Here is a 14,070-nt window from a genome sequence, read left to right as displayed (position 1 = left end):
GACAACAATCCGCCTCCGCCCGGAGAACGGATCGGATCGGGTGCCTCGGCGTGGGAGGGGGTTTCGCTGCCGGTCCAGGCGAGGTGTGGATCACCACAGGCCGGAAAGGCGGTCCGCCGCATTCCGGACGCGGTCGGCACGCTCCTAGCGTCGTCGCCGTGACGGATAAGTTGATCGATCTTCCGCGCCGGGCTCTGGCCGGTGCGCTCCTGGCGCTGGCCGTCGGTGCGGTCATCACGGTGGCGATGACGGCCGGCGGGCCGCCGCCTCCCCGGCCCGCGTCCACCCCGGCGGAGCAGTTCAGCGCCGACCGCGCGATGCAGCACCTGGTCCGGTTCGCCACCGAGCCGAGGCCGCTGGGCAGCCCGGCCGCCGCCCGTACCCGCGACTACGCAGTCGAGCGGCTGCGCGCCGAGGGTTTCGACGTGCGCGTGCAGCGCGCGGTGGGCGCCAGATCGGCGCCCGGCCTCGCGACGTTCGGGAGGGTGGACAACGTGGTGGCGACCCTGCCGGGCACCGCCTCCACCGGCACGGTGCTGCTGGCCGCGCACTACGACTCCGCGGCGATGGGGCCGGGCGCGTCCGATGACGGCGCGGCCGTCGCGGCGGCCTTGGAGACCGCGCGGGCTTTGCGGGCCTCCGGCCCTCTGCGCAACGACGTGGTCGTGCTGCTGACCGACGGCGAGGAGGACGGCGTCCTCGGCGCCGAGGCGTACGTGCGGCGGCATCCGACGCCCCGGCACAGCGTGCTGCTGAACTTCGAGGCGCGCGGCACCGGCGGTCCTTCGCTGATGTTCGAGACCTCCCGCGACAACGCGGGCCTGGTGCGGGCGTTCGCGGACGCGGCGCCACGTCCCCACGGCGACTCCTCGATGGTCGAGATCTACCGGGCACTGCCGAACAACACCGACTTCACCCCGCTGTCCAAGGCGGGGTACCGGGGAATGAACTTCGCCTACATCCAGCACGGCTCGCACTACCACACGGCCACCGACTCGATCGCCAACCTCGATCGCGGGAGCCTCCAGCACCACGGCGCCACCATGCTCGGCCTCGCCCGGACATTCGGGAAGGCCGACATCCCGAAGCTGGACACCGGCAACGACGTGACCTACTTCAGGCTGCCCGGCCTCATGGTCGTGTACCCGGGCGCGCTGGCCGGCGTCCTGGCCGGCGCGTCGGTCCTGGCGCTCGCCGGGCTGGTCGCCGCCGCCCGCTCGCGGCGGCTGCTCAGCCTCCCGCGCACGGCGCTCGCCGCGTTCTCCGCGATCGTGCCGCTGATCGTGGCGATCGTGCTGGCGGAGGTGGTGTGGCTGGTCCTGGCGGGTGTGCGTCCCGCCTACGACCAGATGGGCGGGCTCGTGCACCGTCCCGTCCCGTACCGCTGCGCCGTCGCCGCAATCACCGGGTTCGCGCTGCTGCTGTGGTACCTGCCACTGCGGCGCCGCCTCGGCCCGGCCGCGCTCGCGGTCGGCGCGCTCGCCTGGCCGACCGGCCTCGGCGTTCTGCTCGCCGTCGTCGCGCCCGGTGCGGCGTTCCTGTGCACGCTGCCCGCGCTCGGAGCCGCACTCGGCGGGCTCGGCGCCGTCCTCCTCCCGCGCGGCCGGGGCATCGCGCTGGGTGCGGGCGTCGCCGTCCCGGCGCTGCTGCTCCCCGTCTGGGCCCAAGCGGTCTTCGACGGGATGGGTCTGGCCCTGGCCGGGGTGCCCGCGCTGGCGATCGCCCTGCTCGGCCTTACGCTGCTCCCGATCGTCGAGCTCGTCCTCCCTGCTCCGAGGCTCCGCACCACCCTGGTCGTCCCGGCGGCGGCGCTCGCCACGTCCGCGGCGCTCATCGTCGCCGGCCTCGCCTTCGACACCTTCGACCGAACCCACCCGCGCCGTACCCACCTGGCTTACGTGCGTGATGCCGATACCCAGGCCGCGCACTGGGTCAGCGGCGACAGCGCCCCGCCGTCCTGGACGCGGAAGCTCGTGCCCGTCCGCGACACCGGGGAACTCCCGCCGGGCTACGCCCGTGGCCCACTCTGGACCGGCCCGGCGCCACTGGTGACCGCCGCCGCCCCGGACGTGACCGTCCTCGGACACGCGGGCGACACCTACAAGCTCCACGTCGCCGCGGGAAAGGGGGCACGTTCGGTGACGCTGCGGTTCGAGCGCCCGATCACCGAGGCGACGGCGGCCGTCCCGCGCGCGGGGAGCGCGAAGGCCACCGTGCGCGGAACCCGCCGGCGGACCTGGCCCGGCGAGGTCCGCTTCCGCGGCCTGCCCCGCACCGGGGCGGTCATCACCGTGCGGGTGCCCGGCGGCGGCCGCGTCACCGCGATCGCCGAGACCCCTGGCCTCCCCGGCCTGCACGGGACGCCCCGGCCGGACGGCATCATCCCCTCCACCCGCGAGGACGGCGACCTCACCGCCATCACCCGCACGTACCGGCTGGACACCTCCCTGAGACGCGGAACATGACCTGCAACGCCGGACCGCGGGGTACGGCGCGGCCCCGCGTGACGGCGGTCACGGCCGGGGGATGTTGCGGAGGTTGCTGCGGGCCAGGTCGAGCATCTTGCCGACGCCGCCGGTCAGGACGGTCTTGCCGGCGGACAACGCGAAGCCCTTCACCTGCTGCGCGGTGATGCGCGGCGGGAGGGACAGGGCGTTCGGGTCGGTGACGACGTCCAGGAGGTAGGGGCCGGGGGCGGCGAGGGCGCGTTCCATCACGGTGCGGACGTCGGACGGGCGTTCCACGCGGGCCGAGTCGATCCCCATGGCTTCGGCGATCGCGGCGTAGTCGACGGCCTCGTGGTCGGTCTCGTAGGCGGGGAAGCCGTCCACCATCATTTCGAGGCGCACCATGCCGAGGGACGCGTTGTTGAACACGACGATCTTCACCGGGAGCCGGTGGAGCCTGACCGTGAGGAGTTCGCCGAGCAGCATCGCGAGGCCGCCGTCGCCGGAGACGGAGACGACCTGCCGTCCGGGTGCGCCGTACTGGGCGCCGATCGCGTGCGGGAGCGCGTTCGCCATGGAGCCGTGGGAGAACGAGCCCATCACGCGGCGGCGTCCGTTGGGGGTGATGTAGCGGGCGACCCAGACGTTGCACATGCCGGTGTCCACGGTGAAGATCGCGTCGTCGGCGGCGAGGTCGTCCAGGACGCTCGCGACGTACTCGGGGTGGATCGGGGTGTGCTTCTCGATGTCGCGCGTGTAGGCGGAGACGACGTTCTCCAGCGCGCGTGTGTGGCGGTTCAGCATCTCGTCCAGGTACGACTGGTCGCGCTTCTGCTCGACCTTGTCGAGGACGAGCCGGAGCGTCTCCCCCACGTCACCGTGGACGGCGAGGTCGAGCGGTGTGCGGCGGCCCAGCTTCGATGGGTCGTCGTCCACCTGGATGGTGTTCTTGCCCGGCAGGAACTGGTCGTACGGGAAGTCGGTGCCCAGGAGGAGGACGAGGTCGGCCTCCTGTGTCGCCTCGTAGCATGCGCCGTAGCCGAGGAGACCGCTCATGCCCACGTCGAACGGGTTGTCGTACTGGATCCACTCCTTGCCGCGCAGCGCGTGACCGATCGGCGAGAGCAGTCTGTGCGCGAGCTGCATCACTTCAGCGTGGGCGCCCTGGACGCCGGCGCCGCAGAACAGCATCACCTTGCGCGCCCGGTTCAGCGCCCCCGCGAGCTGCGCCACCTGGTCGGCCGGCGGGTGGACGATCCCCTTGCGGACGAGGAAGTCGTGCTCGCCGGTGGGGACCGCCGCGTCCTTGCTCGCCGTGTCGCCGGGGAGCGTCAGCACCGCGACGCCGCCGAGCCCCACCGCGTGCTGGATCGCGGTCCGCAGGACGCGCGGCATCTGCTCCGGGGTGCTGATCGCCTCGCAGTAGTGGCTGCATTCGGTGAAGAGGCGCTCCGGATGCGTCTCCTGGAAGTAGCCGCTGCCGATCTGCACGCTGGGGATCTGCGACGCCAGCGCCAGCACCGGCGCCCCCGACCGGTGCGCGTCGTACAGGCCCTGGACGAGGTGCGTGTTGCCGGGGCCGCAGCTTCCCGCGCACACCGCGAGCCTCCCCGTGGCCTGCGCCTCCGCGGCGGCGGCGAACGCCCCGGCCTCCTCGTTGCGGACGTGCACCCAGTCGATGCCGCCCGTCCGGCGAACGGCGTCCACGACCGGGTTGAGGCTGTCGCCCACGACCCCGTAGATGCGCCGCACGCCGGCCTGCCGCAGCACCTCGATGAACTGGTCGGCGACGGTCGCCATCGTCCCTCCCGAGCACGTTCCGCTTCCCGCCCCGGGAGATGCCCGGTGATCTCCCCCTGACACGCGAATCCCCGCCGGGGTTAAATGGTCAATCCATGAACCAGATTCGGGAGGTCCGCGGTGACGGCCACGGAGGGTGAGAGCGAGGGGTTGGACTTCTGGTCGTTCGTCGATCTCGCGGGTCGCCGGCTTTCGGAGGAGTTCGGGTTCCCGCATCCGCTCGCGACCCGGCTGCTGCTGACCCTCAACCGGGCGTCGGCGATCGTCACCTACGACCTGGAGTCCACGGTGCACCGGCCGCGCGGGCATTCGTGGGCGGGGTTCCGGCTGCTGTTCGTCACCTGGCTCGCGGGACCGCTGGAGCCGGGACGGGCCGCCACGCTGGCGGGGATGAGCCGGGCCGCGGTGTCCAACCTGGCGAAGACGCTGATCGCGGACGGGATGATGGTCCGCACGCCGGGGGAGCGCGACGGCCGTTCGGTGATCCTGTCGCTGACCGAGCGGGGCCGGGAGGCGATGCTGGAGATCTTCGCCGCGCAGAACGAGCGGGAGCGGCAGTGGGCCGGGGTGCTCACCGAGACCGAGCGGCAGATGCTGATCATGCTGCTGGACAAGCTCATCGCCGGCCGGGACCGGTTCGACGTCCGCGAACGGAGCTGACTCCGGGCCCGGCGAGTGGTTGGGCCCTTCCCTGGACGGAAGAAGAGTCGTAGTGTCGGCACAAAGTAGTTAATGCGTTAATCATCGGAGGCGAAGGAGCATGGCCCACTACCGCCGGGTCGGCCACGTCCCGCCGAAACGCCACACCCAGCATCGCCACAGCGATGGGGACGGCGGCGAGCGGCTCTACTTCGAGGAACTGATGGGCGAGGAGGGCTTCTCGTCCGATTCGTCCCTCCTGTACCACCGGGAGATCCCGTCAGCGATCGTCGACTCGCAGGCATGGGAGATACCGGACGCCTCCACGACACCGAATCATCCGCTCAAGCCCCGCCACCTCAAGCTGCACGAGCTCTTCCCCAAGGAGACGTGGGCCGAGACCGACGCGGTCACCGGGCGGCGTCTCATCCTCGGCAACAACGACGTCCGCCTGTCGTACGTCGTGTCCGCCGCCGACTCGCCGCTGTACCGCAACGCGACCGGCGACGAGATCGTCTACATCGAGTCCGGGACCGCCACGGTCGAGACCGTCTTCGGGACGCTGTCGGCCAAGCAGGGCGACTACGTCATCATCCCGACGTCCACGACCCACCGCTGGCTGCCCACCGGAGACCAGCCCCTCCGCGCCTACGCGATCGAGGCCGTGGGGCACATCGCGCCGCCGAAGCGCTACCTGTCGCGCTACGGCCAGTTCCTTGAGCACTCCCCGTACTGCGAACGCGACCTGCACGGCCCGGGCGAACCCCTCCAGTCCGACGGCACGGACGTCGACGTCCTGGTCAAGCACCGCGGTTCACGCGGCATCACCGGGACCCGCATGACCTACGCCCGGCACCCGTTCGACGTCGCCGGCTGGGACGGCTGCCTGTACCCGTTCACGTTCAGCGTCCACGACTACGAGCCCATCACCGGCCGCGTCCACCAGCCGCCGCCCGCACACCAGGTGTTCGAGGGGCACAACTTCGTCGTGTGCAACTTCGTCCCCCGCAAGGTCGACTACCACCCGCTGTCGATCCCGGTGCCCTACTACCACTCCAACGTGGACTCCGACGAGATCATGTTCTACTGCGGCGGCGACTACGAGGCCCGCAAGGGCTCCGGCATCGCGCAGGGCTCCGTCTCCGTCCACCCCGGCGGCCTCGCGCACGGCCCGCAGCCCGGCGCGTACGAGCGCAGCATCGGCGTCGAGTTCTTCGACGAGCTGGCCGTCATGGTCGACACGTTCCACCCACTCGAACTCGGCGAAGGTGCCCTGGCCTGCGAAGACGAGGCCTACGCCTGGACGTGGGCGAGGCGGCCATGATCCCCGCGTTCGCCCTCGGCCTCTGCGACGACGCGGCCGTGTTCCCGCCGGGCCTCGCGCCGCTCGCCGAAGCCGTCCCGGCCCACCGCCACCACCGGTCGGCCCCGTACGCGGCGCTCGTCGGCCCCCTCGTCCTCCCGGCCACCGCGCTGAGGGAACTCGACCGGCTGCTCACCGACAATGATCCGTTCGACCTGTCGATCACGGCGCCGGGCGGGCCGTGCGAGGCGGCCAAGGCGCTCGCGACGGCCGCCGACCTGCCCCTCGACCTGCGCGGGCTGGAGGTCGCCGTCCCCACCGGGATGGGGCCGGACGAGTTCTTCCGCGTGCTCGGCCGCGTCGACGTCCCCCTCTACGTCGAGGTGCCGAGGGACGCCCGCCGCCCCGCGATGATCTCCGCGATCGCCGCCCGCGGGCACCGCGCGAAGTTCCGCACCGGAGGCGTGAAGGCCAACCTGTACCCGGGCCCCGACGAACTCGCCGCCGCGATCCTCGCCGTGGTGGACGCCGGCGTCCCGTTCAAGGCGACCGCGGGGCTCCACCACCCCGTCCGCAACACCGACCGGGAGACCGGCTTCCACCAGCACGGCTTCCTCAACCTGCTGCTCGCGACCGACGCCGCCCTCGACGGCCGCCCGGTGGGCGACCTCGCCGCCATCCTCGCCGACCGCGACGCCCGGTCCGTCGCGTCCCGCGTGGCGCGGCTCGGCGACCGCAGGACGGTCGCCGCCCGCGCGTACTTCCAGTCCTTCGGGACGTGCAGCATCACCGACCCCCTCACCGAACTCGCGGACCTCGGGCTGCTCGCGTCCGCGCTCCAGGAGACCTCCCGATGACCCGCATCGCGATCCCCGAGGACTCCCTCTTCGGGCTCGCCAACCTCCCCTACGGCGTGTTCTCCACGCCTGGGACGGCCCCCCGCGCAGGCGTCCGCGTGGCCGACACGGTCGTGGACCTCACCGTCCTGGACGACGTCTTCGCCGCGCCGTCCCTCAACCCCTTCATGGCGCAGGGGCACGAGCGCTGGGTCGAGGTCCGCGAACAGATCCTCGACCTCGTCTCCGAAGACGTGCCGGACGCGGCCACCCACCCCGTCGACGCGGTCACCATGCACATGCCGTTCGAGGTGGCCGACTACGTCGACTTCTACGCGTCCGAGCACCACGCGTCCAACCTCGGGCGCCTCTTCCGCCCCGGCGCCGAACCGCTCATGCCGAACTGGAAACACCTCCCCGTCGGCTACCACGGCCGCGCGGGGACGGTCGTGCCGTCCGGGACCGGCATCGTCCGGCCCACCGGCCAGCGCAAGGGCGAGACCGCCCCCGACTTCGGCGAATCGCGCCGCCTGGACATCGAGGCCGAGGTCGGCTTCGTCGTCGGCACCGGCTCCCCGCTCGGTACCCCGGTCACCACGGACGACTTCTCCGAACACGTCTTCGGCGTCGTCCTCGTCAACGACTGGTCGGCACGCGACATCCAGGCATGGGAGTACGTGCCGCTCGGCCCGTTCCTGGGCAAGAGCTTCGCGACATCCGTCTCGCACTGGGTCGTCCCCCTCCTCGCCTTGGAGGCCGCCCGGGTCCCCACCCCGCCGCAGGACCCCGAACCCCTCCCGTACCTGCGCGAGAAGAACCCGTGGGGCCTCGACCTCTCCCTGGAGGTCACGTGGAACGGGCAGGTCGTCTCCCGTCCGCCCTACCGGGAGATGTACTGGTCACCGGCCCAGATGCTCGCGCACATGACGGTGAACGGCGCCTCGTCCCGCACCGGTGACCTGTACGCGTCCGGGACGGTCTCCGGCCCGGCCAAAGACCAGCGCGGCGCCTTCATCGAACTCACCTGGGGCGGCAAGGAACCGGTCGAGGTCAACGGCGAACCCCGCACATTCCTGGAGGACGGCGACGAGGTGGCCATCTCCGCCACCGCCCCGGGCCCGCCCGGCACCCGCATCGGCTTCGGCGACGTCCAGGGCCACATCCTCCCCGCCCGCTGACGGAAAGACCGCACCTCTGTGCGACCGACCCCGGAGCCGGACCGACATAAGGACGCAAAGTCGACCGCTTCTTGAATTCAACAGGTGCCCTGGGCGTGCGAGAGGGAAGGTAAGCCCACGTCACCTAATCCTCCGGAGGATGCTCCGGCCTTCAGTTCAGGCCGGGGAGGAATCTGGACTCGGTCAGGACCGTCCCGGCGCAGCCGGGACGGTTGCGAACTCGACGCCGTACCCGAGAGGCTCGGCATGGGCGACGATGCTGGGACAATCCGGGAAAGCCTGCAGCGAGCCGGGAAACCTCGGCGGCATGATCCCCCTGCTTCTCTTCCTCGATCGAAGCAGTTCTGGCATCGTCCTGCGGCCGATCGGAGCCGCCGACGAGGTCGAGGCCGAGATCCGGACTTCCCTTCGAGGGCTGCCCTCCTCCCCGGCTGCTACCGGTGGACAGGCCGCGTTGACGGAACCGGATCGCGCTCCGCGGCGTCCCTGCGGTGTAACCACCAACGGGAGGGCCGGCCGTGACCGCTCTGTTCATCCTCGCTCTGGTCATCGCGGCCGGCTTGGTCGTCCTCGGATGCATGGACCAGCAGAAGGTCTGGTGGAAGACCACCGCTTGGCGATACCGGAATCCGGAGGCCAACGAGCCGTCCGACACCGCACTCGGTATGCAGCGCGTCGCGTTCTTCGTGATCGCCATCATGTTCCTGGGCATCGCGGGCATCGTGAAGGCCGCCGACAACGCGAACGACTACTCCACCGCGCGAGTGAGGGTGGTCGCACAAACCCTGGAGACCCGCCTGGACCAGGGCACGATCGCCGATCTCCGCTCGTCGTTCGGCTCGACATCCGACCTCAACGAGGTCGTGCAAGCCGAAGGCGACGGCAAAGTGAAGATTCGTGCCGTCGGCGACGACCAGTACGAATTGACGAACCGCAAGGGCGAGAACCCCGTCTGCCTCACCCTCACGTTCGACAACCAGCCGCACCACCGCGGTGACCAGCCCTTCAACAATCCGATCATCACGTCACTCAACGACGGCCCCTGCTGACCCGGCGGCTCCGGTCGCGGCCGGCCATGGGCCGCGCCACCCTTTCGGCGCCGGCCTACCCCAGGCCCGCAAGGAAAGCGATCATGGCGGCGCTGACCTCGCCGGCGGCCTCCATCTGCACGAAATGTCCGGCTCCGTCGATGACGTGGGTTCGCCGGAGCCCCGGCACCAGCTCCTCCATCTGGTTCAACGCACCGGAACCCATCATCTGCAGGACGGGGTCACGCTCCCCCACGAGGAACATCGTCGGGACGGTGACGGGCTCGTCCGGACGCGTCTGCTTCTCGTTCCAGACGTGGTCGTAGGCGCGGTACCAGTTGAGGCCGCCGGTGAAGCCCGTCCGGCGGAACTCGTCCACGTAGTAGGCGAACTCGTCCCGCGACAACCACGGCCATGGCAGGGGTGGGGCTTCCGGCAAGACGTCGAGGTATCCGTTGCCTTCGCTTGAGTGCCGCCAGATGTCGAGGTACCGGTATCCGCCGCTGAGCGCCCAGAACACGTTCGCCAGGAAGCGCTCTGGGTCGGAGCCCAGTTCCTCATCGGCGGGCCCCTCCTCCTGGAAGTAGTGGACGTGGACGAAGTGCTCTTCGGCCATCCGCGCATACAGCTCGGTAGGCGGACGCCCCGAAACGGGCATGCGCGGGACGCTGAGCTGCATCAGCGCTTTGACCCGTCCCGGAGCCCACTGGGGCAGGTCCCAGACGAGGGCGGCCCCGAAGTCGTGTCCGGCGAAGACGGCATCGCCGATGCCCAGCCCGTCCAGGAGTCCGACCATGTCGGCCACCGTATGCCGCCGGTCATAGCTCGCCGGCGAGGCGGGACGGCCGCTCCGCCCGTACCCGCGCATGTCGACCGCGATGGCCCGGTACCCGGCCGCCGCCAGCGCCGGAAGCTGATGCCGCCAGCTGTACCAGAGGCCCGGGAAGCCATGGCACATCACCACCGGGAGCCCCTGCCCCTGCTCGACCACGTGAAGGGCGATGTCACCGGCGTCCACCAGGTGGTGGCGGCCTTCTCCAGGGCTCATGCCGACCTCTTCCGCCGGAGTCAGATGCAACGATCATCGGCGTCCGGTCCCGGTGCGGTGGCCGGCCTTCCCGTTCACCGGGACATCGCTGGACGGGACGTCCCCCATGGCGGAGGGTCGAGCCACCATGCCGCAGCCACCGAGCCCCGACCTCGCCGCGCGCATCGCCCGGTTGGAGGCCATCGAGGAGATCAAGGCCCTCAAGCATCGCTACCTGCGGGCCTGCGACACCAAGGACCCGAAGGAGTTCCGGGCCTGCTTCATCGCGTCCGGCGCCTCGATCGACTTCGACCGCCTCGGAACCTTCGACGACGCGGACGGCATCGCCGAGGTGTTCGAGCGGATCGCCCTGCGGCAGGTCGACGGGAAGCACGTGATCCTCGACATGCATCACGGAATGCACCCGGACATCACCGTCCACGGCGAAGACCGGGCCTCGGGCCGCTGGACGCTGAAGTTCCGCCAGGTGAACATGCTCGACAGCACCGAGACGGTCAGCACCGGCGAGTACGACGACGAGTACGTGGTCGAGGACGGCCGCTGGAAAATGTCGAAATGCCATTTCCGCCGTTTCTGGGCGATCACCCGTCCGATCGGCGACGGCTGCCGCATCGAGCAGCAGGATTCCCGCGGCCTGTAAACGTTTTTCTAAACGGCCTCGGCCGAGAAGAACCGCCAGGTGTGCAAGGGAGTGGAGCGCACCTTCCGGTGGGCTCTCGACCACGGTGTGAACATTGCGTTCGGCACCGACCTGATGCTGAACCCCGCGAAGAGCGCCCGGCAGAGCGAGATGGTCACGCGCCTGACCGGGTTGACGGGAAGCCCGATCGAATATCCAGGAACAGGCGATACGGTATGACCAAATCGGTATGTCCTCACTGACCGTCGAGGCATCCCGGGCCTTCATCGCCAAGACACTGGACTCGTTCTCATGATCATCAAGTGGCGCAAAACGAATAGCCCACCGAAGGAGCCTTGGTCGAGAGGGTCAGTGGCGGCCGAGGACGCAGAACTCGTTGCCCTCCGGGTCGGCCAGAACCGTCCACGGAACGTCGCCCTGGCCAAGGTCCATGTCGGCGGCGCCGAGAGCCCGCAGCCGGGTCACCTCCGCCTCCTTGTCATCGATGGGATCCGGCAGCAGGTCGAGATGGACGCGGTTCCACCATGCCCTCGCGCCGGATTTGCGGAGGAACTCCAGATACGGCCCGGAACCGTCGGCGGAACGCAGCACCGCATGATCGTCGGTCACTTCGTGGAGGGTCCAGTTCAACGTCTGGTCCCAGAACCGGGCCATGGCACGCGGATCGGCGCAGTCGACCACCACCGCGGCTATCGGCCCGGTGTCCCGGTACATCTCCCGCGGCTCCAGGACGCAGAACACGTTGCCCTCCGGGTCGGCCAGAACCGTCCACGGGACGTCGCCCTGGCCCACATCCGCGGGCGTCGCACCGAGGTCCTTCAGGCGCGCGACCAACTCCGCCTGATGGGCCGCCGAGGTGGTGGCCAGATCGAGGTGCACCCGGTACTTCACCGTTTCGGGATCCGGGACGGAGACGAGATCCATGTAGAAGGCGGCGGGGTCCGGCCAGTCGACGCCCTCTGGTTCGAGGTTGGTCACACCGGGTCCCTCGCTGGAGACGTCCCAGCCGAACGCCTCCGCCCAGAACCGGCCGAGCGCCGCGTCATCGCGAGCCTTGACGTTCACCTGAACAAGCCGTAGCACCATGCCGCCCGATCATAGGCGGGGGCCGGTGATGGAGTGCGGCATGGCGGTTCCGGATCAGGCGGCGGGGTTGCGGACGGTGACGCTGATGCGGTTCCAGGCGTTGATGGCGGTGATCGCCATGACCAGGCCGGCGAGGGACTCCTCGTCGTAGTGGTCGGCGGCCTCGTTCCAGACGTCGTCCGGAACCCCGGCCGGGTTGTCGGCGATCCGCGTGGACGCCTCGGCCAGCGCGAGCGCCGCCCGCTCCTCGTCGGTGTAGAAGGGCGCCTCGCGCCAGGCCGCCACCGACCAGAGCCGTTCGTCGGTCTCACCGGCCTTCTTCGCGTCACGGGCGTGCATGTTCACGCAGAACGCGCAGCCGTTGATCTGGCTGACCCGCAGCTTGACCAGGTACAGGGTGGTCTGCGGGAGGCCGCTGCCCGCGACGTACGACTCCAGGGCGAACATCGCCTTGTATCCGGCGGCGGCGGTCTTCGCGATGTTCATACGTGCTTGCATGATGCTCTCCTTGATCTGGACGTTGGATATCTAGAATTGGGATGGACGACGGTCCGGGTGGGGCAGAACAGGAGATCAGGTGCGCAGGTTCGCGAACCCGTTGCGGGTGTTGCCGGGCACGGCCGGGTTCCGCCGCTCCACGGTCTTCTTGAGGTCGGCGATGGTCACTCCGGCGAGTTCCCTCCGCCAGGCGAGTTCCGCCCGCCGCATGCTCTGGGAGACGGCGCAGGTCTGGCGGTAGTCGACGCCCTCATGGTCCCCCGGCCCCCGCCGGACGAGTTCCTCGCAGCGGAACGCGCCGTCCGATCCCTCGATCGCGGTCACCACGTCCATCATCGTGATGTCCTCCGCCCTTCGTGCGAGCCGGAAGCCGCCCCGCGGCCCCGGCGTGGAGGCGAGGATCCCGGCGCGGGCGAGCGCCTGCAGCTGCTTGTTCAGGTAGGCCGCGGGCAGCTCGTAGAACTTCGCCAGCCGCGCCGCCGTCACCGCCTCACCCGGCTCCAGCCAGGTCAGGTTGAGGCAGCTGTGGAGCGCCCACTCGACGCCTTCACTCATCCGCACAATCTGGATATTAAACATCCAGGATGTATCCCGCAACTCCGGCACCCAGGCTCAGGGACCAGACCGTTCTGTCGGGGCCGGGTACGAAGATGTCCGCATGCCGCACACGACTCGTCCGCCGATCATGGACATCACCGAAGACATTCCCGGGCTGGCCGCTTACGCACGTACCGCCGTCCGCCTGCATCCTCGGCGAGGCAACCCGACCCCGGACGACAGCAGCATCGGGGGGCCGCTGCGGTGGCCCGCCGACGAGCCCTGGCCCTTTTGCGACCAGCAGCACGGCCGTGGGGGGTCCCCCCAGGCGCCGGTCGCGATGGTGCCGATCGCGCAGGTGTACGCGGCCGACGTCACCGCCTACCCGTTCCCGCAGGGAAGCGATCTTCTGCAGATCCTGTGGTGCCCCAACCACGACGCCTATTGGCCGGACGAAACGATCAGTGTGCGATGGCGCCGCGCGGCCGACGTCACCGCGGTCCTCGCCGACCCACCGGCGCCTCACATGGTCGAAGCGGAGTGGCTGGTCCCGACCCCTTGCGTCCTCGACCCTGAGCCGATCACCGAGTACCCGTACCACGAAGAGCTCCCCCGGGAGCTCCGGGACGCACTCGAAGACTGGAGGACGGACTATCCCGCGTACCAGTACGGCCTGTCGATCGCGTCCGGCTGCAAACTGGGCGGCGGCATGTCCTGGGAAGTCACCGACATGGGCGACCCGCCGACGTGCGGGCAGTGCGGCGCTCCCGCCCACCTGATCCTGCAACTCGACAGCTCCGAATGGGGCGGCGAGTCCGACCACGACGGCGGCCCGCCCCGCTGGAGGCCCATCGAGGACGCCGACCTCGACAGCGGCGCCGACGACGCCTACTGGGCCGCCAAGGAACCGACCGGCCTGGAGATCGGCCGCTACAGCCATGGCGGCTTCTTCGGCTGCTCCGCCGACCACCGGCACCCGGTGACGTTCCACTGCCAATGACCGGCAGCGCCGCCGGCGACTTCCGCGGTG

The 14,070-nt window shown here is 70.2% G+C and carries 14 protein-coding genes; 9 read left to right on the top strand and 5 right to left on the bottom strand.

Going from position 1 to position 14,070, the window contains the following annotated elements; genetic code table 11:
* Positions 1-158 precede the first annotated feature (158 nt).
* Complete coding sequence (locus ACGFK0_RS31070) at positions 159-2,465, top strand: M20/M25/M40 family metallo-hydrolase (protein WP_392911284.1); 2,307 nt, start codon at positions 159-161, stop codon at positions 2,463-2,465.
* A 48-nt stretch (positions 2,466-2,513) separates the two neighbouring features.
* On the opposite strand, the gene ACGFK0_RS31065 is transcribed toward ACGFK0_RS31070, so the two are convergent.
* Complete coding sequence (locus ACGFK0_RS31065) at positions 2,514-4,247, bottom strand: pyruvate dehydrogenase (RefSeq protein ID WP_392911282.1); 1,734 nt, start codon at positions 4,245-4,247, stop codon at positions 2,514-2,516.
* A 120-nt stretch (positions 4,248-4,367) separates the two neighbouring features.
* Between ACGFK0_RS31065 and ACGFK0_RS31060 the strand changes: the two genes are divergently transcribed.
* The 5 genes from ACGFK0_RS31060 to ACGFK0_RS31040 all read left to right on the top strand — a co-directional run bounded on the left by ACGFK0_RS31060 (position 4,368) and on the right by ACGFK0_RS31040 (position 9,252).
* Complete coding sequence (locus ACGFK0_RS31060) at positions 4,368-4,907, top strand: MarR family winged helix-turn-helix transcriptional regulator (protein WP_392911280.1); 540 nt, start codon at positions 4,368-4,370, stop codon at positions 4,905-4,907.
* 100 nt (positions 4,908-5,007) lie between these two features.
* Entirely contained in the window at positions 5,008-6,210 is a 1,203-nt protein-coding gene (locus ACGFK0_RS31055) for a homogentisate 1,2-dioxygenase (protein ID WP_392911278.1), read from the top strand.
* On the top strand, positions 6,207-7,046 hold the full coding sequence (locus tag ACGFK0_RS31050; RefSeq protein WP_392911276.1) for a hypothetical protein: 840 nt from the start codon (positions 6,207-6,209) through the stop codon (positions 7,044-7,046). Before ACGFK0_RS31055 ends, ACGFK0_RS31050 begins: the two co-directional genes overlap by 4 nt.
* Complete coding sequence (gene fahA / locus ACGFK0_RS31045) at positions 7,043-8,203, top strand: fumarylacetoacetase (protein ID WP_392911274.1); 1,161 nt, start codon at positions 7,043-7,045, stop codon at positions 8,201-8,203. The genes ACGFK0_RS31050 and fahA overlap by 4 nt, the downstream gene beginning before the upstream one ends.
* Before the next feature lie 578 nt (positions 8,204-8,781).
* The gene (locus ACGFK0_RS31040; protein WP_392911272.1) at positions 8,782-9,252 is read left to right on the top strand and encodes a hypothetical protein; all 471 of its coding nucleotides are present in this window, start codon (positions 8,782-8,784) and stop codon (positions 9,250-9,252) included.
* Between the two features lie 55 nt (positions 9,253-9,307).
* Here ACGFK0_RS31040 and ACGFK0_RS31035 read toward each other — a convergent pair whose 3' ends face one another.
* A complete protein-coding gene (locus ACGFK0_RS31035; RefSeq protein ID WP_392911270.1) occupies positions 9,308-10,279 on the bottom strand; it encodes an alpha/beta fold hydrolase in 972 nt (323 codons plus the stop codon).
* A gap of 106 nt (positions 10,280-10,385) precedes the next feature.
* Between ACGFK0_RS31035 and ACGFK0_RS31030 the strand changes: the two genes are divergently transcribed.
* Positions 10,386-10,919: a nuclear transport factor 2 family protein gene (locus ACGFK0_RS31030; protein ID WP_392911268.1), complete on the top strand. Its 534-nt coding sequence runs from the start codon at positions 10,386-10,388 to the stop codon at positions 10,917-10,919.
* A 51-nt stretch (positions 10,920-10,970) separates the two neighbouring features.
* On the top strand, positions 10,971-11,138 hold the full coding sequence (locus ACGFK0_RS31025) for a hypothetical protein (RefSeq protein ID WP_392911266.1): 168 nt from the start codon (positions 10,971-10,973) through the stop codon (positions 11,136-11,138).
* Between the two features lie 129 nt (positions 11,139-11,267).
* Here ACGFK0_RS31025 and ACGFK0_RS31020 read toward each other — a convergent pair whose 3' ends face one another.
* The 3 genes from ACGFK0_RS31020 to ACGFK0_RS31010 form a co-directional block, all read right to left on the bottom strand.
* On the bottom strand, positions 11,268-12,005 hold the full coding sequence (locus tag ACGFK0_RS31020; protein WP_392911264.1) for a VOC family protein: 738 nt from the start codon (positions 12,003-12,005) through the stop codon (positions 11,268-11,270).
* Between the two features lie 54 nt (positions 12,006-12,059).
* On the bottom strand, positions 12,060-12,503 hold the full coding sequence (locus tag ACGFK0_RS31015) for a carboxymuconolactone decarboxylase family protein (RefSeq protein ID WP_392911262.1): 444 nt from the start codon (positions 12,501-12,503) through the stop codon (positions 12,060-12,062).
* A gap of 75 nt (positions 12,504-12,578) precedes the next feature.
* The gene (locus ACGFK0_RS31010; RefSeq protein WP_392911260.1) at positions 12,579-13,058 is read right to left on the bottom strand and encodes an RrF2 family transcriptional regulator; all 480 of its coding nucleotides are present in this window, start codon (positions 13,056-13,058) and stop codon (positions 12,579-12,581) included.
* A 103-nt stretch (positions 13,059-13,161) separates the two neighbouring features.
* On the opposite strand from ACGFK0_RS31010, the gene ACGFK0_RS31005 reads away from it, so the two are divergent.
* The gene (locus ACGFK0_RS31005) at positions 13,162-14,040 is read left to right on the top strand and encodes a hypothetical protein (protein WP_392911258.1); all 879 of its coding nucleotides are present in this window, start codon (positions 13,162-13,164) and stop codon (positions 14,038-14,040) included.
* Positions 14,041-14,070 lie beyond the last annotated feature (30 nt).

This window comes from Spirillospora sp. NPDC048823 (assembly GCF_043198445.1).
Classification (GTDB): domain Bacteria; phylum Actinomycetota; class Actinomycetes; order Streptosporangiales; family Streptosporangiaceae; genus Spirillospora.
The sequence above is the reverse complement of the archived record's forward strand: the minus strand, read 5'-3'. Positions and strand labels throughout refer to the sequence as shown.

Excerpts from the sequence above, each read along its gene's own strand:
- ACGFK0_RS31010 (WP_392911260.1), bottom strand. The coding sequence starts at position 13,058 with ATGAGTGAAGGCGTCGAGTGGGCGCTCCACAGCTGCCTCAACCTGACC.
- ACGFK0_RS31030 (WP_392911268.1), top strand. The coding sequence starts at position 10,386 with ATGGCGGAGGGTCGAGCCACCATGCCGCAGCCACCGAGCCCCGACCTC.
- ACGFK0_RS31035 (WP_392911270.1), bottom strand. The coding sequence starts at position 10,279 with ATGAGCCCTGGAGAAGGCCGCCACCACCTGGTGGACGCCGGTGACATC.
- ACGFK0_RS31065 (WP_392911282.1), bottom strand. The coding sequence starts at position 4,247 with ATGGCGACCGTCGCCGACCAGTTCATCGAGGTGCTGCGGCAGGCCGGC.
- ACGFK0_RS31020 (WP_392911264.1), bottom strand. The coding sequence starts at position 12,005 with ATGGTGCTACGGCTTGTTCAGGTGAACGTCAAGGCTCGCGATGACGCG.
- ACGFK0_RS31055 (WP_392911278.1), top strand. The coding sequence starts at position 5,008 with ATGGCCCACTACCGCCGGGTCGGCCACGTCCCGCCGAAACGCCACACC.
- ACGFK0_RS31005 (WP_392911258.1), top strand. The coding sequence starts at position 13,162 with ATGCCGCACACGACTCGTCCGCCGATCATGGACATCACCGAAGACATT.
- ACGFK0_RS31015 (WP_392911262.1), bottom strand. The coding sequence starts at position 12,503 with ATGCAAGCACGTATGAACATCGCGAAGACCGCCGCCGCCGGATACAAG.
- fahA (WP_392911274.1), top strand. The coding sequence starts at position 7,043 with ATGACCCGCATCGCGATCCCCGAGGACTCCCTCTTCGGGCTCGCCAAC.
- ACGFK0_RS31050 (WP_392911276.1), top strand. The coding sequence starts at position 6,207 with ATGATCCCCGCGTTCGCCCTCGGCCTCTGCGACGACGCGGCCGTGTTC.
- ACGFK0_RS31040 (WP_392911272.1), top strand. The coding sequence starts at position 8,782 with ATGGACCAGCAGAAGGTCTGGTGGAAGACCACCGCTTGGCGATACCGG.